34 protein-coding genes are annotated in these 18,217 nt (G+C 68.5%); 5 read left to right on the top strand and 29 right to left on the bottom strand.

All coding sequences use genetic code 11. From position 1 onward, the window contains the following. Positions 1 to 20: 20 nt before the first annotated feature. From AB0H62_RS03185 to AB0H62_RS03055, 27 genes are all read right to left on the bottom strand, one after another. Positions 21 to 950 carry a bifunctional DNA primase/polymerase gene (locus tag AB0H62_RS03185; protein WP_360583819.1) on the bottom strand — a complete coding sequence of 310 codons (930 nt, stop codon included), beginning with the start codon at positions 948 to 950 and terminating at the stop codon, positions 21 to 23. Between the two features lie 110 nt (positions 951 to 1,060). Then, the gene (locus AB0H62_RS03180; RefSeq protein WP_360583817.1) at positions 1,061 to 1,459 is read right to left on the bottom strand and encodes a hypothetical protein; all 399 of its coding nucleotides are present in this window, start codon (positions 1,457 to 1,459) and stop codon (positions 1,061 to 1,063) included. 23 nt (positions 1,460 to 1,482) lie between these two features. Next, positions 1,483 to 1,698 (bottom strand): hypothetical protein, encoded by a 216-nt coding sequence (locus tag AB0H62_RS03175; protein WP_360583816.1) that lies wholly within the window; start codon positions 1,696 to 1,698, stop codon positions 1,483 to 1,485. A gap of 62 nt (positions 1,699 to 1,760) precedes the next feature. Beyond that, positions 1,761 to 2,228, bottom strand: a complete 468-nt coding sequence (locus AB0H62_RS03170; protein ID WP_360583814.1) for a hypothetical protein — start codon at positions 2,226 to 2,228, stop codon at positions 1,761 to 1,763. Then, a complete protein-coding gene (locus AB0H62_RS03165) occupies positions 2,228 to 2,431 on the bottom strand; it encodes a hypothetical protein (protein WP_360583812.1) in 204 nt (67 codons plus the stop codon). Before AB0H62_RS03165 ends, AB0H62_RS03170 begins: the two co-directional genes overlap by 1 nt. 322 nt (positions 2,432 to 2,753) lie before the next feature. Further along, positions 2,754 to 4,994 carry an FtsK/SpoIIIE domain-containing protein gene (locus tag AB0H62_RS03160; protein ID WP_360583810.1) on the bottom strand — a complete coding sequence of 747 codons (2,241 nt, stop codon included), beginning with the start codon at positions 4,992 to 4,994 and terminating at the stop codon, positions 2,754 to 2,756. A gap of 97 nt (positions 4,995 to 5,091) precedes the next feature. Further along, positions 5,092 to 6,216, bottom strand: coding sequence for a conjugal transfer protein TraI (locus AB0H62_RS03155; protein WP_360583808.1), 1,125 nt, complete (start codon positions 6,214 to 6,216; stop codon positions 5,092 to 5,094). Next, positions 6,213 to 6,524, bottom strand: coding sequence for a conjugal transfer protein TraH (locus AB0H62_RS03150; RefSeq protein ID WP_360583806.1), 312 nt, complete (start codon positions 6,522 to 6,524; stop codon positions 6,213 to 6,215). Before AB0H62_RS03150 ends, AB0H62_RS03155 begins: the two co-directional genes overlap by 4 nt. Further along, the gene (locus AB0H62_RS03145) at positions 6,521 to 6,868 is read right to left on the bottom strand and encodes a hypothetical protein (RefSeq protein ID WP_360583804.1); all 348 of its coding nucleotides are present in this window, start codon (positions 6,866 to 6,868) and stop codon (positions 6,521 to 6,523) included. The genes AB0H62_RS03150 and AB0H62_RS03145 overlap by 4 nt, the downstream gene beginning before the upstream one ends. Next, positions 6,861 to 7,112, bottom strand: a complete 252-nt coding sequence (locus AB0H62_RS03140) for a hypothetical protein (protein WP_360583802.1) — start codon at positions 7,110 to 7,112, stop codon at positions 6,861 to 6,863. The genes AB0H62_RS03145 and AB0H62_RS03140 overlap by 8 nt, the downstream gene beginning before the upstream one ends. After that, positions 7,112 to 7,285 (bottom strand): hypothetical protein, encoded by a 174-nt coding sequence (locus AB0H62_RS03135; protein WP_360583800.1) that lies wholly within the window; start codon positions 7,283 to 7,285, stop codon positions 7,112 to 7,114. Before AB0H62_RS03135 ends, AB0H62_RS03140 begins: the two co-directional genes overlap by 1 nt. 24 nt (positions 7,286 to 7,309) lie before the next feature. After that, complete coding sequence (locus AB0H62_RS03130) at positions 7,310 to 7,495, bottom strand: hypothetical protein (protein ID WP_360583798.1); 186 nt, start codon at positions 7,493 to 7,495, stop codon at positions 7,310 to 7,312. A 6-nt stretch (positions 7,496 to 7,501) separates the two neighbouring features. Further along, positions 7,502 to 7,726, bottom strand: coding sequence for a hypothetical protein (locus AB0H62_RS03125; RefSeq protein WP_360583796.1), 225 nt, complete (start codon positions 7,724 to 7,726; stop codon positions 7,502 to 7,504). Positions 7,727 to 7,826: 100 nt separating this feature from the next. Continuing rightward, complete coding sequence (locus tag AB0H62_RS03120) at positions 7,827 to 8,048, bottom strand: hypothetical protein (RefSeq protein ID WP_360583794.1); 222 nt, start codon at positions 8,046 to 8,048, stop codon at positions 7,827 to 7,829. Between the two features lie 188 nt (positions 8,049 to 8,236). Next, on the bottom strand, positions 8,237 to 8,479 hold the full coding sequence (locus tag AB0H62_RS03115; protein ID WP_360583792.1) for a hypothetical protein: 243 nt from the start codon (positions 8,477 to 8,479) through the stop codon (positions 8,237 to 8,239). Between the two features lie 112 nt (positions 8,480 to 8,591). Further along, on the bottom strand, positions 8,592 to 8,849 hold the full coding sequence (locus tag AB0H62_RS03110; RefSeq protein ID WP_360583790.1) for a hypothetical protein: 258 nt from the start codon (positions 8,847 to 8,849) through the stop codon (positions 8,592 to 8,594). Positions 8,850 to 8,952: 103 nt separating this feature from the next. After that, the gene (locus tag AB0H62_RS03105) at positions 8,953 to 9,360 is read right to left on the bottom strand and encodes an SsgA family sporulation/cell division regulator (RefSeq protein WP_360583788.1); all 408 of its coding nucleotides are present in this window, start codon (positions 9,358 to 9,360) and stop codon (positions 8,953 to 8,955) included. Further along, the gene (locus AB0H62_RS03100; protein ID WP_360583786.1) at positions 9,357 to 9,797 is read right to left on the bottom strand and encodes a hypothetical protein; all 441 of its coding nucleotides are present in this window, start codon (positions 9,795 to 9,797) and stop codon (positions 9,357 to 9,359) included. The genes AB0H62_RS03105 and AB0H62_RS03100 overlap by 4 nt, the downstream gene beginning before the upstream one ends. After that, positions 9,794 to 10,012 (bottom strand): hypothetical protein, encoded by a 219-nt coding sequence (locus tag AB0H62_RS03095; protein ID WP_360583784.1) that lies wholly within the window; start codon positions 10,010 to 10,012, stop codon positions 9,794 to 9,796. Before AB0H62_RS03095 ends, AB0H62_RS03100 begins: the two co-directional genes overlap by 4 nt. Positions 10,013 to 10,108: 96 nt before the next feature. Next, the gene (locus AB0H62_RS03090; protein WP_360583782.1) at positions 10,109 to 10,258 is read right to left on the bottom strand and encodes a hypothetical protein; all 150 of its coding nucleotides are present in this window, start codon (positions 10,256 to 10,258) and stop codon (positions 10,109 to 10,111) included. A gap of 35 nt (positions 10,259 to 10,293) precedes the next feature. Beyond that, positions 10,294 to 10,509, bottom strand: a complete 216-nt coding sequence (locus tag AB0H62_RS03085; RefSeq protein WP_360583780.1) for a hypothetical protein — start codon at positions 10,507 to 10,509, stop codon at positions 10,294 to 10,296. After that, positions 10,506 to 10,703: a hypothetical protein gene (locus tag AB0H62_RS03080; RefSeq protein WP_360583778.1), complete on the bottom strand. Its 198-nt coding sequence runs from the start codon at positions 10,701 to 10,703 to the stop codon at positions 10,506 to 10,508. The genes AB0H62_RS03085 and AB0H62_RS03080 overlap by 4 nt, the downstream gene beginning before the upstream one ends. 55 nt (positions 10,704 to 10,758) lie before the next feature. Then, positions 10,759 to 11,295 carry an NUDIX domain-containing protein gene (locus AB0H62_RS03075; RefSeq protein ID WP_360583776.1) on the bottom strand — a complete coding sequence of 179 codons (537 nt, stop codon included), beginning with the start codon at positions 11,293 to 11,295 and terminating at the stop codon, positions 10,759 to 10,761. Positions 11,296 to 11,338: 43 nt separating this feature from the next. Then, on the bottom strand, positions 11,339 to 12,043 hold the full coding sequence (locus AB0H62_RS03070) for a hypothetical protein (RefSeq protein ID WP_360583774.1): 705 nt from the start codon (positions 12,041 to 12,043) through the stop codon (positions 11,339 to 11,341). A gap of 124 nt (positions 12,044 to 12,167) precedes the next feature. Continuing rightward, positions 12,168 to 12,344: a hypothetical protein gene (locus AB0H62_RS03065; RefSeq protein ID WP_360583772.1), complete on the bottom strand. Its 177-nt coding sequence runs from the start codon at positions 12,342 to 12,344 to the stop codon at positions 12,168 to 12,170. 26 nt (positions 12,345 to 12,370) lie between these two features. Then, a complete protein-coding gene (locus tag AB0H62_RS03060; protein WP_360583770.1) occupies positions 12,371 to 12,607 on the bottom strand; it encodes a hypothetical protein in 237 nt (78 codons plus the stop codon). Next, positions 12,607 to 12,957 carry a hypothetical protein gene (locus AB0H62_RS03055; protein ID WP_360583768.1) on the bottom strand — a complete coding sequence of 117 codons (351 nt, stop codon included), beginning with the start codon at positions 12,955 to 12,957 and terminating at the stop codon, positions 12,607 to 12,609. The genes AB0H62_RS03060 and AB0H62_RS03055 overlap by 1 nt, the downstream gene beginning before the upstream one ends. A gap of 114 nt (positions 12,958 to 13,071) precedes the next feature. On the opposite strand from AB0H62_RS03055, the gene AB0H62_RS03050 reads away from it, so the two are divergent. Then, positions 13,072 to 13,395, top strand: coding sequence for a winged helix-turn-helix domain-containing protein (locus AB0H62_RS03050; protein WP_360583766.1), 324 nt, complete (start codon positions 13,072 to 13,074; stop codon positions 13,393 to 13,395). On the opposite strand, the gene AB0H62_RS03045 is transcribed toward AB0H62_RS03050, so the two are convergent. Beyond that, positions 13,389 to 13,592, bottom strand: a complete 204-nt coding sequence (locus AB0H62_RS03045; protein ID WP_360583764.1) for a hypothetical protein — start codon at positions 13,590 to 13,592, stop codon at positions 13,389 to 13,391. The two genes, AB0H62_RS03050 and AB0H62_RS03045, sit on opposite strands and share 7 nt — an antisense overlap. A 196-nt stretch (positions 13,593 to 13,788) precedes the next feature. Between AB0H62_RS03045 and AB0H62_RS03040 the strand changes: the two genes are divergently transcribed. From AB0H62_RS03040 to AB0H62_RS03025, 4 genes are all read left to right on the top strand, one after another. Beyond that, a complete protein-coding gene (locus tag AB0H62_RS03040; protein WP_360583762.1) occupies positions 13,789 to 14,571 on the top strand; it encodes an aminotransferase class IV family protein in 783 nt (260 codons plus the stop codon). 25 nt (positions 14,572 to 14,596) lie between these two features. Then, positions 14,597 to 15,568 carry an SUMF1/EgtB/PvdO family nonheme iron enzyme gene (locus AB0H62_RS03035; RefSeq protein WP_360583760.1) on the top strand — a complete coding sequence of 324 codons (972 nt, stop codon included), beginning with the start codon at positions 14,597 to 14,599 and terminating at the stop codon, positions 15,566 to 15,568. 304 nt (positions 15,569 to 15,872) lie between these two features. Next, on the top strand, positions 15,873 to 16,358 hold the full coding sequence (locus tag AB0H62_RS03030; RefSeq protein WP_360583758.1) for a hypothetical protein: 486 nt from the start codon (positions 15,873 to 15,875) through the stop codon (positions 16,356 to 16,358). A gap of 546 nt (positions 16,359 to 16,904) precedes the next feature. After that, entirely contained in the window at positions 16,905 to 17,348 is a 444-nt protein-coding gene (locus AB0H62_RS03025) for a hypothetical protein (protein ID WP_360583756.1), read from the top strand. Positions 17,349 to 17,789: 441 nt separating this feature from the next. Here AB0H62_RS03025 and AB0H62_RS03020 read toward each other — a convergent pair whose 3' ends face one another. After that, positions 17,790 to 18,215: a TIGR03667 family PPOX class F420-dependent oxidoreductase gene (locus tag AB0H62_RS03020; protein WP_220246031.1), complete on the bottom strand. Its 426-nt coding sequence runs from the start codon at positions 18,213 to 18,215 to the stop codon at positions 17,790 to 17,792. Between the last annotated feature and the right edge of the window lie 2 nt (positions 18,216 to 18,217).

The raw sequence follows: 18,217 nt of genomic DNA, 5'->3' as shown, positions 1-18,217 counted from the left end.
GTGTGTCACCTCCATCACGGTCATGCGGCCCGGTGGCCGCGGGGTGTGATGCGCCGGGGGTTGGCGGCGCCGGCGCGCAGGCTGGTTTCGATGACGCCGTGGTCTTTGCCCAGCGAGGCGGTGTCGCCCCAGGCGGCGACGGCGGCCTGCAAGTCAGTGCGGGCCTGGTGCTCGTCGAGCAGCCCGGCGCCGACGAGCTGCCCGAGCGCGTAGGCGGCGGTCGAGAGCACCTTGTTCCGCCGCCCTGGTGGCTCCCTGCGGACACGGTCGGTCTCGCCCTGCAATGCCTTCGCCACGTAGGCACTCGGCGCGGCTACGGCCTGCTCGCGTGGCGCTGAGATGGCCGTGGAGGCGTGTTCGACGTTGGCTTGGACCAACCACCCCGGCAGCGGTGCCGGGTTGGTGTCGTCGAGTAGTTCGTAGGCGCCGTCCGGGCGGAGTGATCCGGCGCCGACGAGGTAGCCGCCCCAGCCGCGGGTGTCGACGTTGCTGGCGATGTGCTTGACCGTGGAGCGCAGCAGGCACCCGGGCGGGACGGTGTAGAGCAGGTGCCGGCCACCGGAGGGGGTCGTGACAGTGAAGGTGTCGGGCAGCGGCCCGCCCCGCTCGTTCGCCAGCCGCTGCAGCTGGGTCCAGCCGTCGGGGTCACCGGCGCCGGTTTGCCCGGGCTTGGGCTGGTCGCAGTCGATCCCGAGCATCCCGGCCGGGCCGGGAAAGAGGGCGATGTTCCACGGCGTCGCCTCCCACGCCCGTTCGATCAGCTCGGGGTCGGTCGAGGACATTTGCTCGGGGGTGACGTGCCCGCCTGCGCAGCGCCCGGTCTGCGGGCAGCGGTCTTTGCGGTGCCAGTCCGGGCGTTTGGCGCCGGGCCGCAGCGGGTAGACCGGCCACCCCCTGCCAGCGAACTCCAGCGCCCACCGCCGCAGCGACACCACCAGACGCTCAGCCATCGGGGCCTCCCTTTCTCCACTGTGGACACGGCTCACCCCGGCCAGCGGGGCGCCGGCCGGGGTGAGTGGCGTGTCGTTTAGTCAGCTGTCGCGGGCGGTCGTGCTCGGGGTCAGTCCTGTTCCATGTCCGCGAGGTTGGCCACCAGCTGCCGGATCTGCTGGGCTTCGATGACGGCGTAGATGTGGTCGGTCTGGGCGGTCTCAGTGCGTTCGTCGAAGATCGCCGTCACGACGACCCGCTCTCCGTGTGGGAAGCGGCCGCGGATGTTGAGCCGCACGAGCGGGTCCTTGGCGTCGCGTTTGCCCGCGGTCGCGTCGACCACGTCGACGATGTCCAGCCACCGCAGCAGGGCGTGGGCTTTGGTGGGCGAGTCGGGTGCGATGGTGTAGATCGGGATGTTGTCGTGGTTGGGCCGGGCCAGCCAGGTGCGGGTGACCGGGCCGAAGCCGTGCTGGTTGAACATCGAGGTGAGCTCGTCGCCGCCATCGACGGCGGTGTCGCTGGTCATGGTGGGTCCTTCCTGGTCGGGTTTCAGCGTCGGACGTTCTTGAGCGCGCGGGTGATCTCGGTGCCGCGCGCCTTGACTACGGCGACGTGCGCCTGCCAGACGCGTTCGTCGTGTGGGTTCGTGTCGGGCGGACTGGGCTCGTTCACTTCGGCCCGGGTGAGGGTTTTCCGGGTGTAGGCGACGGAGTCGGCCGCGGTGCGGGCGTGCTCGGGCACTTCGGCGCGGACGAAGTCGTGCACGAGCGTGATCGCGATCGTCAGGTTCAGGTCGGGCTCCTTGCCTGCGTTGGTGTGTATGGGTGTCAGTTGAAATGGCGGCCGGAGAGGCGGCCGTCGGTGACGAGCTGGTGGGCGAGGCGGTCGATGCGGCCCCAGTTGCTGGCGACCACGGCGCGGGCCCGGTTTTCGAGCCAGCCAGTCGAGCGGGTGGAGTGGTGTTTGATCCGGTGGAAGTAGGCCAGGTCCGAGTCGCAGCCTTGGGCGGCCCAGCGCAGCGCGGCACCGCGCCAGTAGCCGGCGTTGCGCTGGACCCAGCGGGCGGCGCCTTCGCGGCCGGCGAGGGTCATGATCAGAGCGGTGTCGATCTGGTCGGGGTTGGCGGGGTCGGCGTCGGCGTGCTCGATGAACCCGCGTTCGGCGGTGAGGACCACGCGCCGCACGGCCAGCCTGCCCCCGCGGCGGGTGGCTGCCGCACGGCAGGCGACGGCGTGGGCGACCTCGTGCGCGGCCAGCGCGAGCGTCGAGGCATCGCCGGGGCTGTAGCGGGCCATCAGCGGCCCCGGCGGGCGCGCACGGCGGCGAGTTCTTCACCGGTCGCGTTCTTCATGGCGCGTTGGGCCACCGCGGCGGCGCGGTGTGCCGCGGCCATCTCCTTGTTGCCCCCTCGTTTCTCGGCTGTGGTGATGGCGGCGTCGGCCTCGGCGAGGGCTCGCAGGATGGTCTTGATCTGGGATTCACGGGGCGTGCTGGACATGACTTTCCTTTCACGAGTGGGACTTGGTCCGAAGCCGCCGAGGTCGGCGGTGGGTCACGAACTAGCGGACATGCAAACCTCCGAATATCACTGTGTGTAATCAATTTTGGGCATGATGAGGCGTGGGCGAGGTAGGGAATCGGCAGGGAGCGGGCGAGGGAATCCGGGGCCGGGAAGGGAAAATCCCCTTCCCGACCGCCTTGGGTGGCTCCCTACGGCTGATCAGCGACGATGATCGGGAAGGGAACGAGGGAGGAGAGGGAGCGCCGCTGTCCCCGGCCCGCTGTGGGCGGGGTTCGGGGACAGCGGGTGGGTTCCCTCCCTACGCGTCGGCGTCCCGCGTGGCGATCGCGGCGCGAACACGCTCCGTGAACACCGTGAGGACGCTGACCTTGGTGACCTTCACGCCCTCACCCTTGAGTGCGTCGGCGAGTTTCTCGGCGGTGAGGCCCTGGTAGGGCCGGTGGCCGGGGGCGAGTTCCCGCAGGCGGGCGGCCACGTCGGTGGCGGCCACCTTGTCCTCGTCGCCCAGCACGTCGAGCACGTCGTCGAGCAGGTCGCGCGGCGCTTCGATCTGGGCGGCCGGGCGGGCGCCGGCCACGGCGGTACCGGGCTTGAGCTGGGCCATTGCCCGTTCGATGACCTCGGTGGCCTGGTCCCAGCCGCGGTCGTCGTCGACCTCGACGAAGAACGTCCGCACGATCTCGAACAGCTCCTCGGTCATGCCGGTGGCGACCATGGTGCCGCGGTCGACGTTGAACCGCAGCTCCGTGGCCCGGATCCCGGCGGCGAAGCTGCCGTCACCGAGGAAACCGTCGTTGGAACGCCAGGTCTTCACCGAGAAGCAGCCGTTCGCGCCGACGTTCTCCACCAGCTGCGACGGGATCGCGTCCGCCCGCGACGACTGGGTGTCGAACACGGTGCTCACGCCCGTCTTACGACCCCGCTTCACAACCTGAACTGCCAGGTCAGCGGCGGTTTTGCCGTGCTCTGCGTTGCCGAAGAGCTCGTGGCACTCGGAGAAGGCCACGAGCAGCGGGCGCATGTCCTCGTGCTGCTCGGAGATCTGGCGGGTGAGCTTCTTCGCGCCCAGCTCGGCCAGGCGCCCCTCACGCCGTTCTACCTCGGCATACAGCTGCTCCAGGTGCTCGACCGCCAGCGCGGCGTGCTCGGGGTTGGCTCCCTTCTCATACATCGACAGCCGCGGTGCATAGGCGTCGAAGTCGCCGTTGAGCGCGAACACGTGCACCCGGATCTCGGCCAGCGGGTCCAGCGCGACCCCAAGCACCATCACCCGCAGAGCGTTGGACTTTCCCTGCCCCGGCCGGCCACCGAACACCGCGTTCGACCCGTTGATCGGCAGGAACACGATGTCGCCGCGCTGGGTGATGCCGATCGGCACACCCTCGAACACGTCGGCCATACCCTCGCTGAGCAGCGGATACGGCGGCGTCGGCTTGTCCATGACCCCGGAGTCGGCGACGTAGAGGTTCAGGTAGCCGGCCTTGCCGCCCTTCTCCTGGCCGTAGTCCGAGGCCCACACCTCGACCGCGTTGCGGCTGAGGTTCTTGGCCAGCACATCGCGCTTGTCGGCGACCATCGTCGGGGTCACGCCCATCGGCAGGTCCACGATCGCCCGGTAGCCCTTGAACGCCCCCGAACCCTCGCGGGTCGGGGTCAGCTCGAACCGTGGGGCCCAGCCATCCTTGAGCGCGGCCTTGAGCGCGGGGATGTTCAGGTGCCGCAGCGCGGTCACGATCCCATCGGCCGTGACCAGCACGTTTGCGTCCGACCCGGTCGCGCCGGACGGGGCCAGCCACGACGGGTGAGCCTCGGCCTTGCGGCCGAGGTGGTGCAGCACCACCGCGGCGAGCCACGGGGCACCGAGCAGGAACGGGCCCCACGCCACGGAAATCGCGATCGCGACCCAGCGGACCACGTCGGTGACCGCGGTAAACGGCGCCACGACCATGGCCCAGTCCTTGAACGCGATCCCCAGCATGCAGCCGATCCCGAACAGGATCACGATCGCCACGAGCAGCACGATCCCGGCGCCCTTCGCGACCCGCTTCGGTGCCTCCAGCCAGTCCATCGCCCGCTGATGGCGCTTCTCCTTCGCCAGCTCCGCGCGCTCTTCCCAGTAGTGCAGCTCCTCGGTGTTGCCGCTGGACTCGGCCGAGCGCATCAGCCGCTCGTAGCGAGAGTTCGTCTTCGCCTCCCACACCCGCTTCGCCACGATCAGGCCGCCGCCGATCGTGTAGGAAACGTGCCGGCCGACGAACCGCAGCGACGTCTTCGTCGCGTCGTGGGTGACCGCGGTGCGGGTGACCCGGGCGACGGTGACCGCGTTGTCGCGGTATTGGCGGTAGCGCCACGCGGCCTGCGCCCGCGGGGAGGTGAGCAGGGCCCATTCCTCGTCGGAGACGAGCTCGCCCTGGATGGCCGGGCCGGTGGACTCGACCGTGCGCAGGGGGTGGACCGTGGCCAGCTCACCGGTGGACTCGACGGTCTCGGTGGGGGTGGTGTCGGGGGTGGTTTCGTCGTCGTGGTCGATGGGTGCCATGGGGTCCTCCTGCGGTGTACTCGTGCAGGTCACGGGCAGGGTCGGCACCGCGTGCCCGGTGGGCAGGGTGACCGACCCTGCCCGGACCCGGGTGGGGTTAGTCGGTGGGGCGGTTCTTGTACTCGTCGCGCAGCGTCATGGCGTACTTCTTGCCGCACTGCAGTGCCTTGCGGATGTCCTCCACGACGTCCGGGCGGAACCCGGCGGGCGGGTTCTTGAGCAGCGCCGTGAACTCCTCGCGCAGCTCGTCGAGTCCGCGCCGTTTCGGCTCGGGGATGGTCGAGCGGACCGTCTTGCGTCCACCCGGCCGGCGGGCCGGAGCGATGCGTCGCGGGGCTGGGGCGGCCGGTGGGTCCGCCGCCGGGGTCGGGTCGGCGACCGCGGTGACGCTCGCCGGGGCGGTGGGTGCCGGGGTCGGCTCGGTGGGGGTGTCGGGGGTGACGTCGAGGGTGGAGAACGCGGCGAGCAGGTGGGGCAGGCAGCGCACGACCGCGACGGCGACGACCGGGCCGAGCAGGTGCAGCACGAGGCTGGACACGGTGAAGTCGGGGGCGACACCGGGCAGGTGTGGCCAGGCGTTCATGCCGAGGGTGAGCCCGAGGAACACCCACTCGGTGCGCTCGACGCTGCCCGAGCGCAGTGGCTGGCCGCGGGTGGTGAGGTAGGCGCGGCCGGCCACGACCATGAGCAGGGCGAGCGAGCAGAACGGTTCGGCCAGCCAGGCGAAGCACCACTGTGGGCTCCAGGGCGGGTTGCCCTCGGCGGCGAAGGCCTGGACCCCGGCGGTGGACCAGGCCAGCGCCAGGATCAGCGACACCAGCGCAACGCCGATGATCAGGCGCAGCATCCGGGCGTCGCGGTAGGCCAGCACGCGGGGGTCGCGGGAGAGCTGCCACAGCGCGGCGGCTTCGTTGACGGCCTTGCGGCGGGTGCGGACCTTGTCGGTGGTGACCTCGAACGGTGCGGTGTCGGCCTCCAGCGCGAGCAGCCGGTGGGCCTCCTGGTGCTCGGCCACGCGGCGCTTGACCCGCCGCGTCACCCCGGCCCGGCCCGCGCTGGCGCTTTCGCGCGGGTCCGCGTCGGCCTCGCCGTCCTCGTCCGGCCCGATGGTGTCGGCGTCGGCGTCGGCGACGTCGGCGAGGTGGCGTTCGAGGGCGGCCAGGCCGTGGGAGAACTCGCCGCCGGGCTCGCCGTCGTCGAGGTGTTCGGTCGTGGTGGTCATGCGTTGGCCTCCTTCCGGCCGGTGGACTCGGCCTCCCCGGCCGGGGCCGGGTCGGGCGAGGTGGTGGTGAGTCGGGGTCGGGGCGGGGTGCCGGCGACCGCGGCGCGGGTGCTGCGGGTGGCGTGGTGCAGGCGGATTTCGTGCGCGGCCCAGACCGCGGCGATCGCGGCGGAGAGCAGGTCGAGCCAGCTGGTGGTGAACGCGCCGATCACGACCGGCGCGCCCACCGCGGCGAGCTCGCCGAAGCGTCCGACCGTCCACACCAGAGCCTTCTCGGTCCGGGTGCGGCACGGGTGCTGCTCGGTCATGGCGTCACCTCCGGGTAGTGCGGGCAGTAGCGGCGACCGCAGAGATGCACCGTGGTGCCGTCGTCGAGGGTGGTGTCGAACGTCATCCGCCCGGTCACGATTCCGGCCAGGTCGCTGCCGTCGTGCAGAACACCGGCGGCGTAGAGGCCGATCAGGCCCCAGCCCCACCACGGCGGCATCCACGAGCGGGTGGCCAGCGCGCAGACCACGACGATGACGGCGATCATGAACAGCTGGCCCGTCACCAACCTGACCGCCTCGCGGCGGGCGTCGTCGCGGGCCAGCTGCAGCGCGTCAACGGCGTCCTCGCGGGTGGCCGGGCCGGGCATGGTGAGCTCAGACATGGGCGGGCTCCTTTCGGGTCACGGGGAAGTTCGGGGGGAAGAACTGGTTGACCGGGCCGCGCGCCGGCTCGGTCGCGAGCCGCTGCAGGCCGGTGTTCAGCCGGGCCATCACCCCGGCCAGGATCGCCGCGAGCAGCACCAGCGGGATCCGGATCAGGTGCAGCACCACGAACCCGAGCAGGGCGGCCAGGAAGCCGAGCAGCACGAGCGTTCCCTTGCGCTCCAGCACCTCGAACACGTTCATCACGCACCTCGCTCGGTGCTCGTGTGGGTGCACTGCGGGCAGCCGAACACCTTCTGGGGCACCGTGAGCGTGCGCTCGGGCCAGCCGCAGGACGGGCAGTCCGCGTCGATGCACAACACGACCTCGGGTGCGGTGTCCGGGTTTTCGGTGGGTCGGTCAGTGGTCTGGGACATGGGTCAGAACTCCTTGCTGGTCGGCTACGTGAGCAGGCCGCGCCAGACCTTGGCGCGCTGCTCGGCTTTGGCCGCCGCCGTGTAGTAGGTGGAGGCCATCCGGAAGTCCCCGTCGCGTTCGAGCTGCTCGGCCTTGTCCCGCAGGGCGGTCGCGGTCGATTCCTCGTCAGCGGCGTTGTGCCGGTATGCCTCGGCGAGTTTCTTGTCCATCGCGGGTCAGCGCTCCTGGCTGGTCGGGTCGGCCGAGGCGGCCTCCTCGCGGCTCACGCGCAGGTGGCAGTTGGTGGCGGCGGGCTTGCGGCAGTGGGTGATGCAGCGGCAGGCGCCGGGCTGGCGCGCCGGTGTGGTGGCGGCGAGGTGATAGGTGCCGACGGGCTCGATCGGCTGGCGGTCCGGGCGGCCGGTCGCCGCCGGGCTGGGCGTGGGTGGGGCCGGTACCATGGGGTTTCCCCTTTCCGGGTACGTGAGTGCTGGGAGAGCGGGGTCAGACCCCGGCCCGGTGGGTTGTGCTCGTGAGGCGTGGGCCACCGGGCCGGGGTCCCTAGCGCTTGGTCGCGGTTTGCGGCGTGCGCGATTCGCGCCGTGGCATCGATTCGGACCAGGAGTGCGGGCAGTTGCGGCAGGTCTTGTAGACCCATCCGCCCTTGAGCTTCGCGATGAACGCGGTGTGCCGGCAGGCGGTCATTCCATTACCTTCGCGACCGCGCGGGCGCAGGCCGGGCGCCCGCACAGGTTGGTGTTTTTGTGGGTGCGGCGTCGGCATCCGAGGCACCGTCCCAGGGTCGTGACCCCGTTCAGGTCGGGGTCGATGCGCTTGCGGTTGTCGGCCTCGCGTGAGCGTCGCATGATGTGGGTTTCCCTTCTGTTGCTGGGTTTTTCGGGTGCGCGGAATCAGGGCTGACGAGTGGCCCCGGGGGAATGTGCGGGTGGGCGGCTCAAGCTGCGCGATCGTCAGCGCAGGGCGTTCCATTCGTCGATGGCGGCGCTGTGGTAGGTGACGATGAGATCCTTGACGGCGGGGAAGTCGCCGTCCTTGCCCTTGAGGACTTCCCGGTCGAAGGCGGCCACGGCGCTCTTGCGCAGGGTCGCCAGCTTTTTGCCGGGCGAGCCGAGCTTGCGGGCCTTCGCGGCGAGATCGTCCCCGTCTTTGATCCAGGTTTGAAGCTGTCGCGTCTGCCAGTCCGCGAAACTCATCGGGCTACGTCCTTTCGTTGTGGTTAAAGGGATTTCCAGCGGTGTTGGTGCACCGGGACGACCCCGGACGTCGAGGTCGGCGGGATCGCCCCGGCAGAACGGGAGCCGCGGGTCAGCGGCGGCGGGCGGTGTTGATCTCGAGGATGACGCCGACGGCGTACTTGTCGACGGCCGTGGTGACCAGGTGCAGGGCTTTGCTCTCGCCGTGCTTGGCGAGCAGGTCGTCGAACCCGTCGAGCGCTCGCGTCGCGGCGGTCTTGCGCTCGTCCAGGCGGGCACGCTCGCGGGCGGTGAGGCGGTCCTCGGCGCTCCACATTGCGTTGCGCAGCGTGGCGCGCGCCTCGCTCAGGACCCGCTGGGTGTTGGCCATGGTCGGTACCTCATTTCCTCGTTTTCTCCTTGCCGCCACCCGGTTTTCGGGCGTGCGGAACCAGAGGCCGGCGGCCTCTGGGCTGGTACGGGGTGGTGGCGGGTCAGGCGGCGTCGCGGCCGAGCAGGGCGATCTCGCGGTCCCAGTCGAACGCGGCGGCTTCGGCGCCGACGGGCACGAGGGCTTCGGTCTCGTCGAGGCCGCGTTCGAGGTCGGCGCGGGAGAACTCGAGTCGCGCCATGCCGTCCGGGGAGGACAGGACGATCTCGACGGTGTCGGCGAAGGAGGTGATGCGCACGTCGCCGTGACCGGCGCGGTCGGCGAGGCCGTCGGCGAGCAGGTCGCGGCTGAACAGCCACCTGATCCGCCGGCCGCCGGAGTCGGTGACGTTCAGCTGCACCGCGTACGGGTCGGCCGGGTCGTAACGGAAGCAGACCCGCAGCTCGTGCCCGACCGCACACCGGTTGACGGGGTCGAGCAGGCGGGCGGCCATGAACACGTTCAGCGTCACCGTGTCGCTCCCGTCGATTCCTGGACCCCGGCGACCAGGTACGCCTGCGCCATCCAGTTGCGGGCCATCTGCAGGTGGTCCTTGCGGTCCGAGCACATCCAGTCGAGCCACAGCGAGCACAGCGCGTGGGTGAGCAGGTTGAGCAGTACGTCGGCCGGCATCGGTGTGCGGCTGTGCTGCACCGCGCGGGTCAGGCCGAACACGACCGCGGCGACCTCGCTGACGTGGTCGAGCTGGTCGCGCCACCCTGCCTGCGCACGCCGGACGATCGCAGCGTGCATCTCGATCAAGGCGTCCTCCTGATCGGAGACGCTGTCGAGCCAGCGGGTGAGGTAGGCGAGCGCGCCGTCGAAGTACACGGAGCCGTATTCGCCGAAGATGTCGTCGTTGTTGAAACCGGCGAGGATGGTGTCGGTGGCCGTGGACGTGGTGGTCATCGGGCACCCCGGGCGTGCTTGCGGCAGAAGGCGCCGTTCTTCGGGGCGCGGACGCAGCCCTTGACCTTGCACGGCCGGGCGTTGTCACTCCAGCCCCATGCGGTGGCGCCGGTGTAGTTCGCCTGGTCGCTCAGCAGTGCGTCGACCTCGGCTCCGGACGCGGCCCATTCGTCTTTGACCTGCTCGATCTTGGCTTTCACGAACTTGCGTACCATCTCGGTTCTCCTGTTCTGCGGTCTCGTGGTGACAGGGGATTCCGCCCGGCCCGGCGGGGTGTTCTTGGCGGAATGGGCCGCCGGGCCGGGGCGGGTTCAGCGCGGCGGGGTGACCGTGACGACGAGAACCGTCGGGTCCTTGAACGGCAGATCCTCCAGCCGGCGCGCTTCGTTTTCGGTGGCCCAGACGGTCTTCTTCGTGCCGTTGGCCTTCGAGATGACGACCTTGTGGTCCTTCGTGGACATTCGGTTTCCCTTCTCTGTGTTGGGTGGTGCGGGTCTCAGGCGGCCAGGTGCTTGTTCTTGAGCACCCAGGTCACGAACTCGGTGCTCGCGGCGGGGTCGTTGGGGTCGAGCCAGGAGACGAGCCACTCGGCGATGGCCGGGGCTTTCCAGCCCTGGCGGTCTTTGCTGAGCACGGCGTTGACGAAGCCGGCGGCGATCGACTGACGGCAGTCGAGCTTGCGGGCGGCCTGCGCAATGAGGGTCGAGGTCACGCGGCACCCCTCGTGACCTCGACCCACGCCACGCTGGGACACAGGTCGGCCGTGTCGATCGTTGCCGCCGCCAGCGCCAACGTGGCGTGCACCTGCGCGGCAGCCAGCTTGTTCGCGTCTTCGGGGAGGGGATTGCGCAGGCTCGTCGAGGCGACAAGCCGTTCGGCCTCGTGGTAGTGCTCGGGTCCGGTCATGGACTGTCCTTTCTGTACGGTTTCCGATTCGGTTGAGGTGCGAGGTGGCCGGTGGTTACGCGTCCTCGTCGGTGTGCGGCCAGGACGGCACCGGCACGTGGAGGTGGTGCATCGCCTGGCCGAGCATCTGGTGGTGGTCGAAGGCGAACCCGCCCTTGTCGGCGACGCGGGTGGCGATGTGGACCGGCATCCACTCGGCCGCGGCGGCGTCGTCGGCAGCGACCGGGTCCGGCGCGTCGTAGATCACGACGCTGTAGGCCACCGACACGTACCGGCCGCGAGCGTCGCGGAACGGGTCGTCCCAGACCCCGACCTGGTCGACGAACGTGCCGCGCGGCACCTGGATGCCGGTTTCCTCGGCCAGCTCCCGCACCGCGGCGTCGCGGGACGTCTCGTTGCGGTCGACGTGCCCGCCGGGCAGAGCGAGCTTGCCCTTGTGCGGATTCCAGCCGCGCTGGATCACCAGCACGTGCCACACCCCGTCGCGCAGGGTGAAGGCGACCATGTCCGCGGCGTAGAAAACCGGGTCCCGGTCATCGAGCTTCGCGGCGATCTTCGCGGCGAGCGAGCCGATCAGCGACTTGAACGACATGACGTGTGTCCTTTCAGGAGGGTGACTTCGGTCGGTCTGGCGGTCAGGCGGCGGCCGGGATGTGGCTGACCTGGGGGTGGGCCAGCAGTTCGGTGACGTAGGAGACGAACGAGCGCTCCGCGCACGGGTGGATCGCGTCGGTCTGCGGGTCCCGCAGGGTGCTGCGCAGCCACAGCGTCAACCGGGCTACCGACCAGCCCTGGCGGCGGCGCTTGGCGATCGCGTCGACCAAGGCGTCCAGAAACGCCGGCCGAACCCGCGGCGCCCGGGCGGCGGCCTGCTCGACGACCGGGTTCGGCGTCGCCAGCACAGTCGACAGCGGCGGTCGGATGGTGCGCCGCACACGGCTGGCGGCCTGCGCAGCCGCGTCGTCGGCCCACAGGCGGGCCGTGGCGGCCACGTCGCGGTAGACCGCGGCGCGGCGGTGCATCACCGGGTCGGTGGTACGGGTGGTGAGCAGCCGGGCGTTGCGGGTCAGCTGGCCGGCCAGCTGCTCAAGGCGGCGGGCCACGACCACGGCGGCGTCAGCCTCGGACAGCACCACGACGAGCGGGTTGCCCGCAGCGATCTCGGCCTCGGTCTTCACGAGCAGCTCCAGCTGCGCCGCAACGTCGAGATACACGGTCGCCCGGACCGCCACAACACTCTCGGGCAGCCCAGCCTTGGTCAGGACCTCGGCGTTGCGGGTCAGGGTCTTCACCAGGGCGCCGAAGCGGCCCACGATCGCGGCGGTCGTAGTGCTGGTCATGAGCGGTCCTTTCGAGCGGGCCGAACCGGGAGAAGGCATGGCGGTCCCCGGGCGGGAATTCGGAAATTGCGGAAAAGTGCGCGGAAGACGTGCGTAGCTACGTCTGGAGCTCGAATCTGATGGGTCAGTAGAGGTTCGAGAGCGCGTTGTGGTCGACGGTCCGGCACTGACCGGTCGCGATGTTGCGAACCAAGTAGCGACGACCGGCGACGGCGCGCATCACCTGCCAGACACGGCCGGACCGCTCGCCCCGGATCGCGGCCCGGCGCCCGATGTTGTTGTGGATGTCCTGCGTGAACACGACGTCGTCTCCTTCGGTGCAGACCGTCAGGCGGCCGAAGCGGTGGAGGTCTTCTTGATCTCGTCGAGCGCAGCGCCGCGGGCCTGGTCGATCACCTTCGCCAGCCGCATCGCCACCAGCCCGTGCCGGCCACTGAAGAGCTGGCGCAAGTCGCTGTGCGTCTGATCCAGCCACGCCCACCGGGCTGTCGGCGCCGCCGACGCGGGCGGCATCGTGGCTGCCAACTGGGAGAACTCGGCCGGGAGGAACAGGCGGTCAGCCATCACGCCACCTCACCGAGCAACGTCGCACGCACCGCGGCCGTCTCGCCCGAGCCCTGCACGCTTGCCAGCGGGAAGTTCCGACGCAACGCCGTCCGACCGGCGCGCCGACGGCCACGGGCCGCCCGGTTCTGGTTCGACTCGCTCGCCAGGAACGCCGCCGCCTCGGCCTGCTCGGCCAGCGTCAGCTCCAGCTCCACGTCCTGCGCCGCGTGGTCGAAAGCCTCGTCCCAGACCAGCTCCGAGCGGTCGAACGCGAACGCCGAAGCCTCCTGAACAACTGAGACGTCGTCGTAGTCGAAGCCGTCCAGCTGGGCCTCAGCGTCGCGGCGGGTGATGTGAGCGAACCTCATCGGGGCTTTCCTCTCGTTGTTGATACATATCAAGTTAGTTTAAGTTGACTCATCGCGACAGCGGCCGATCGGGTGAACCATGTTGAGTTGACTCATCGGCGCTAGAATCGGCGCATGAGCGATGGCGTGCCGCGGGTGGCGCAGTTCGAGATTGCAGCCGACACGATCGTTCGGCGGATCCGTACCGGGCAACTCAAGCCGGGTGACAAGCTCCCGCCACATACCGAATTGGCCAGCGAACTAGGTGTTGCTGTCGGAACACTCCGACGAGCCTTGAAGGAGCTGGAAAGCGGGGGGTGGCTCTACTCGCGCCCCACTGTTGGCGTATTCGTCAATGAGCCGCCTCAGGAGCCAGAAGAACAGGTCACGCTTGCGCAGCTGGCCCAGGAGGTTGAGGCACTCCGTGAGCGCGTGGAACGCCTTGAAGCGGGTCAGTGACCCTGCAGGCCGCGAAAGAAGCTGACGACGCCGTCGATCGCGTCACTTCCGACCGAGGCGGCCCCGTGGACCGCGGAGGCCGCGTCGCTCGGGTACTTCACGACCAGGACGAGCAGTGCCAGCACCACGACCGTGCTGATGAGCTTCGCGAGCGGGCTGGAGCCGGTCTTGAGTCCGGGGAACGAGTTCTTCGCCATGGTGTCCTCCTGGTCGCTGGGGGCGGGCTGTGGTGTCCGCCTCGATGTGATCAAGCTTGCTGGACCAGCGAAGATCGAGGAACTGTCGTAACCACCCCGGACGCTGAACTTCTACTGCACCGGGACCCCTGAACTTTCCCTGAACTACGCGTCGTTCCAGGTTTCGCGCCGGCTCGACAGAAGGCAGGCTTCGAGTATGGAAATCAACGGCAGCAAGGCGTCGCTCGACCAGGTCAAGGCGCTGGCGCTCACCAACTACGGGCACTTCACCTCGATGCTGGTCGAGGATCTTCGCGTTCGAGGCTTGTCGCTCCACATGGAGCGGCTCGTGCGCGACTGCCAGCTGCTCTTCGGCGTCGCGCTCGACACTGACCGCGTGCGTGAGTACATCCTGCACGCGCTGGACGAGGCCGGCGCGGCGCGAGTCGTCGCCCGAGTCACGATCTACGACCCGGCTCTCGACCTCGGCACCATCGGCTCGGATGCCGAGCCGGCTGTGCTCGTGACCACGCGTGCGGCGTCGGCAAGCGCTGCACCCCCGCTTCGACTGCAGGCGGCGTCATACCGGCGCGAAAAGCCCAGTGTGAAGCACATCGGCCTGTTCGGAGCGCTTGAGGCGCGCAGGTCGGCACAGCGGGAGGGCTTCGACGACGTGCTGTTCCTGAACCCCGATGGCACCATCTCGGAGATCGCGACGTCGAACATCGGCTTCATCCGCGACGGAGGGGTTGTATGGCCTCGGTCCGAGTACCTCTCGGGGATCACGATGACCTTGCTGCACCAGGCGGTGGACGAGACGGTCACGACCGAGCCGCTCACCCTGTCCGACCTGGCGGGGATGGACGGCGCGTTCGCCACCAATGCGGCGACGGGTGTGCGCGCGGTCGCATCGGTTGACGGAACCGCATGGCCGACTGAGCACAAGCTGCTGAACGAGCTGCGGGACCTGTACACGGACATTCCGGCAGAACGACTGTAGTGACGGTCGAGTCACGCTAGGCTGCGTGGTTGTAGAGCACCACGCAGGGGAGGCGACAGTGACTACCACGGTTCAGCGGTGGACTGGCGTCGAGGTGCGCGCGCTACGCGAATCTAAACGAATGAGCATTCGCGAGTTTGCCGCCCACCTCGGCGTCAGTGAACGCATGATTTCGAAATGGGAGGCGGGCGGGGAGAACATTAAGCCTCGCCCGATCAACCAGGCTGCACTCGACACCTGCCTAGTGCGGTCTGACCCGGACACTAAAGCCAGGTTCTCTCACCTTACTGCCGATTCGCTGGTCCCCGCCCCGCAATTGGGCGTGCATGACGTTCCGATTGGCGAATCGGCGATTCGGCATCCGCGAGACGGTGCTCTCATGGTCAAGGTGGAGGGAAACGTCTTTTTGTCGGGCCCGAGTAACTCTCCGATTTGGGTCCCGGCGTTCTATATCGACGTTTACCCCGTCAGCAACGCTGAATATGGCCGGTTTGTTGCTGCGACTGGACACAATCCGCCGACGCACTGGAAAGACGGGAATTTTCCGGACGCTATTTCTGGCCATCCAGTCGTTTTCGTGACATGGGAAGACTCCACTGCATATGCCGAGTGGGCAGGCAAGGCGCTGCCTTCGGCACAGGAGTGGGAAAAGGCTAGTCGGGGAACGCGTGGTTCGGTCTACCCCTGGGGGGACCAGCCGACGCCCGCAAAGTGCAACGTTCGCGAGAATGGCGTCGGGGCTACGACGTCTGTAAATACGTACCAGAGTGGCGTGAGCCCCTACGGTGTTTACGACATGTGCGGGAATGTTTGGGAATGGTGTGCCACGGAAAGTCGTCCGGGTCGCCACGAGCTAAAGGGTGGTGCGTGGACGAGCCCTTTCAATCGGGTTACGCCATCGCTCTTCAATGACGCGGCAAAGAGTATGTGTGATGACGACACGGGGTTTCGGTGCGTGACTCCCGCTGAAACGTTGGAGACCTTGCTGGGGAAGTAAGCCGGAGGGCGGAACCTCTTCGCCCTCCGGCTTCGCTGCTCAGCGGCGTCGCAGAACCGTCACGAGCATGGCAATCCCGGCGGCAAGCAAGACGCTTAGGAATACGCCCAGGGAGAGCGCAAGGCCGGAAATGAGGGCCGCAATGGCGCAGGCGAGTGGAAGGATCCATCGGCGTCGGCGGCGAATTTGCTGAACTACGATGTACTCGGGTGGTCGGCGAAACATTCCTATTTTCCCCTCTTGCATGACTACAACCCGGGCAACACGGTAGCTCAATTCGTAAACGCTGGGGAGGGTGACGAACATGCCAGGACGTCCCGAGGGAAGCGCGGGCGGATACAGCGATCAGGGTGGAGACGACTACGACGGGACAGCCTGGCAGGACTTCACGCCATGGCGTCCGGGCGACCCCAGCACGCGAAGTGAGGCGCCGGCCAGCTACGCCGCGGACTTCAGCGGCGAAGGCCTATACCGACCGGCTCTCGGTGACCGGGGCGACTCGACCGCGATGCCAGGCGCGCGGCGTTCGGCGGGAGACGCGAAGAACGAGCCGCGGGGCCGTTGGTGGACCGAGGACCAGCCGACGAGCTTCGAGAGCGGCGACCGGGTCTCCAGCCGATCCGCCGTCGGCGGGGCGTTCTTCAGCCATGTCCCGAAGGGCACCGAGGGGCGGATCACCTCGACCCGCTCGGGTCTGTTCGGCGGCGACTTCGCCACCGTTGAGTTCGAGAACGGCTACATCGAAGAGGTGGCCACGTCCGAGCTGAAGCCCGAAAAGGGCTGGTTTTAGCCGAGGACGACGCAGGCCGTGGCCGCATGGTGGCCGCACGGGCCGGGAAAACCTCGAACATGCTGGTCACGGCGTCGTAGCGCTTTCCCTGTAAATCAGACGGCTCAGCCTTCGGGGGTTCGAATCCCTCACCTGCCACACCAGCCAAATCACCCCCGTGACCAGCGTCAACAGGTCACGGGGGTGATCTTGTGTTGCGCGGCTGTGTGCAGGCGTGTGCGGCCGTTTCCGGTTGCCCGCCCCACATACGCTCCACAGATTTTCGAGCCTCACCTGCCGGTGAGCGCCCTCGACGCGACTACGCGGAACACCTGCTCGGCTGAGTGAGGGGACACCGACATGTACCGAAGACGCACCCTGGGCTTCTCGCTCGCCGCACTCACGTTGGCGATCGGCGCATGCTCGGGACCAACGGCTCCAGCGGGGAACCACCCCGCGCCGGCCACGTTCGCGCCACCGGCAACCACGCCGTCCTCAAGCGCGACAGCAGCCCCCACGCTGTCCTCGGACGGCTACATCATCAGGAAGGTCGGCGACCGCGCGGAGGTGAGGACCCCGGACTCGCCCAACCCGGTTTTCGACTTCTGGATCACGAAGATCCAGGTCGACCCCGAGTGTTACCAGGATCGCGTGGAGGGCGTACACATGCTGCTCCTCGATGTCACCGTCAAGACGTACACGCCCGCCGCACCCGTCGATCTTGAGACCGTCTACGCCCTCCTGAACCCGTGGGCGTTCGAGATCAAGGGCGCGGACGGAGCCACCCAGGTCAGCCAAAAGGGAGAATGCCCGAAGTCCGAGCCGCTGCCGCAGCACTACACCGCCAACAGCAAGTACACGGGCCAGATCCCGTTGATTTCGCTGGCCGCGTCGGGGACCTTGATCCTTCTTCCGGACGGGCCGAAGGTCTTCGCTCCGACCGACCCCGCTCTGGCCCCGCCGAAGACTCCAGCTCCAGACACCTCGAACGGGTGGGAGTGGCGTTTCTAGCCGCGGCGCATGTGAGCGTGGGTCATTCGTGGGCCGCGGCGCCTGTTGCTGGTGCGGACGGTCGTGAACGTGCAGGTCAGCCCTCCGTCGGGGTCTGGATCGCTGTTGCCTGCAATTCAGCAAAGATTCCGGAGTCGGCAAAGAGGGCGGCGTTCTTTCGCGATAGGGGTAGATGCTGCGATTGTGAAAGAGATCTCGGGGGATCATGCAGTCCCATTAATCGAGCGCAATACGATCACATTGTCCCACTGGCTGAAGGTGGCATGAACGACGTAACCAACCTCCAGCACCGGCCGCCGGCCGACGAGGACTAATCCATGTTGGAGTAGGAGCGCGAAGTCGACCGGTGGGTGGGCGACCAGCCGGAGCGATGGGAGCGTCTCTGTCCTGCCGCCTCACATACACCCCACGGCAGAGTCTCGATTCGACAAACGTGCTGTCTTACGAGGTGCTCACCTTCGTCGGCGTCACCACCACCGCGACGGAGAACAACTCGGCGAACCGCTCAGGCGTGTCGAACAGTGCCGCGATGCGTTCGGTGTACTTGGCCAGGTACGCGGGGTTCCGGTCGGCCGGCGGGGCTGTCGCGGGCGTGGCCAGGCCTTCGATCCGCACGACGTTGCGGCCGACGTCGGTGACGTCCAGTACCAGGCTGACCTTCGGGTTGGCGGCGATGTTGCGCAGCTTTCGCGTGTGAGGGCGGCTGTAGAGCAGGACCGTTCCGTCTCCGCGCGTGAGGAACCACACGGGCACAGTGACCGGCTGCCCGTCCGGCCGCACGGTGGTGAGCCACGCCATCAGGTTGTGCTCCAGCCGCGACTCGACCCGTTCGCGGTCGGCGGGTGGCAGGTGCGTCGTGAGTTCCACAG

This window comes from Amycolatopsis sp. NPDC050768, from assembly GCF_040654155.1.
GTDB lineage: Bacteria > Actinomycetota > Actinomycetes > Mycobacteriales > Pseudonocardiaceae > Amycolatopsis.
Note: the sequence above shows the minus strand (reverse complement) of the source record. Positions and strands in the feature narration are given on the sequence as shown.

Coding starts and splice junctions, on each gene's coding strand:
- AB0H62_RS03185 (WP_360583819.1), bottom strand. CDS start 950: ATGGCTGAGCGTCTGGTGGTGTCGCTGCGGCGGTGGGCGCTGGAGTTC.
- AB0H62_RS03180 (WP_360583817.1), bottom strand. CDS start 1,459: ATGACCAGCGACACCGCCGTCGATGGCGGCGACGAGCTCACCTCGATG.
- AB0H62_RS03170 (WP_360583814.1), bottom strand. CDS start 2,228: ATGGCCCGCTACAGCCCCGGCGATGCCTCGACGCTCGCGCTGGCCGCG.
- AB0H62_RS03165 (WP_360583812.1), bottom strand. CDS start 2,431: ATGTCCAGCACGCCCCGTGAATCCCAGATCAAGACCATCCTGCGAGCC.
- AB0H62_RS03160 (WP_360583810.1), bottom strand. CDS start 4,994: ATGGCACCCATCGACCACGACGACGAAACCACCCCCGACACCACCCCC.
- AB0H62_RS03155 (WP_360583808.1), bottom strand. CDS start 6,216: ATGACCACCACGACCGAACACCTCGACGACGGCGAGCCCGGCGGCGAG.
- AB0H62_RS03150 (WP_360583806.1), bottom strand. CDS start 6,524: ATGACCGAGCAGCACCCGTGCCGCACCCGGACCGAGAAGGCTCTGGTG.
- AB0H62_RS03145 (WP_360583804.1), bottom strand. CDS start 6,868: ATGTCTGAGCTCACCATGCCCGGCCCGGCCACCCGCGAGGACGCCGTT.
- AB0H62_RS03140 (WP_360583802.1), bottom strand. CDS start 7,112: ATGAACGTGTTCGAGGTGCTGGAGCGCAAGGGAACGCTCGTGCTGCTC.
- AB0H62_RS03135 (WP_360583800.1), bottom strand. CDS start 7,285: ATGTCCCAGACCACTGACCGACCCACCGAAAACCCGGACACCGCACCC.
- AB0H62_RS03130 (WP_360583798.1), bottom strand. CDS start 7,495: ATGGACAAGAAACTCGCCGAGGCATACCGGCACAACGCCGCTGACGAG.
- AB0H62_RS03125 (WP_360583796.1), bottom strand. CDS start 7,726: ATGGTACCGGCCCCACCCACGCCCAGCCCGGCGGCGACCGGCCGCCCG.
- AB0H62_RS03120 (WP_360583794.1), bottom strand. CDS start 8,048: ATGCCGACGCCGCACCCACAAAAACACCAACCTGTGCGGGCGCCCGGC.
- AB0H62_RS03115 (WP_360583792.1), bottom strand. CDS start 8,479: ATGAGTTTCGCGGACTGGCAGACGCGACAGCTTCAAACCTGGATCAAA.
- AB0H62_RS03110 (WP_360583790.1), bottom strand. CDS start 8,849: ATGGCCAACACCCAGCGGGTCCTGAGCGAGGCGCGCGCCACGCTGCGC.
- AB0H62_RS03100 (WP_360583786.1), bottom strand. CDS start 9,797: ATGACCACCACGTCCACGGCCACCGACACCATCCTCGCCGGTTTCAAC.
- AB0H62_RS03095 (WP_360583784.1), bottom strand. CDS start 10,012: ATGGTACGCAAGTTCGTGAAAGCCAAGATCGAGCAGGTCAAAGACGAA.
- AB0H62_RS03090 (WP_360583782.1), bottom strand. CDS start 10,258: ATGTCCACGAAGGACCACAAGGTCGTCATCTCGAAGGCCAACGGCACG.
- AB0H62_RS03080 (WP_360583778.1), bottom strand. CDS start 10,703: ATGACCGGACCCGAGCACTACCACGAGGCCGAACGGCTTGTCGCCTCG.
- AB0H62_RS03075 (WP_360583776.1), bottom strand. CDS start 11,295: ATGTCGTTCAAGTCGCTGATCGGCTCGCTCGCCGCGAAGATCGCCGCG.
- AB0H62_RS03070 (WP_360583774.1), bottom strand. CDS start 12,043: ATGACCAGCACTACGACCGCCGCGATCGTGGGCCGCTTCGGCGCCCTG.
- AB0H62_RS03060 (WP_360583770.1), bottom strand. CDS start 12,607: ATGGCTGACCGCCTGTTCCTCCCGGCCGAGTTCTCCCAGTTGGCAGCC.
- AB0H62_RS03055 (WP_360583768.1), bottom strand. CDS start 12,957: ATGAGGTTCGCTCACATCACCCGCCGCGACGCTGAGGCCCAGCTGGAC.
- AB0H62_RS03050 (WP_360583766.1), top strand. CDS start 13,072: ATGAGCGATGGCGTGCCGCGGGTGGCGCAGTTCGAGATTGCAGCCGAC.
- AB0H62_RS03045 (WP_360583764.1), bottom strand. CDS start 13,592: ATGGCGAAGAACTCGTTCCCCGGACTCAAGACCGGCTCCAGCCCGCTC.
- AB0H62_RS03040 (WP_360583762.1), top strand. CDS start 13,789: ATGGAAATCAACGGCAGCAAGGCGTCGCTCGACCAGGTCAAGGCGCTG.
- AB0H62_RS03030 (WP_360583758.1), top strand. CDS start 15,873: ATGCCAGGACGTCCCGAGGGAAGCGCGGGCGGATACAGCGATCAGGGT.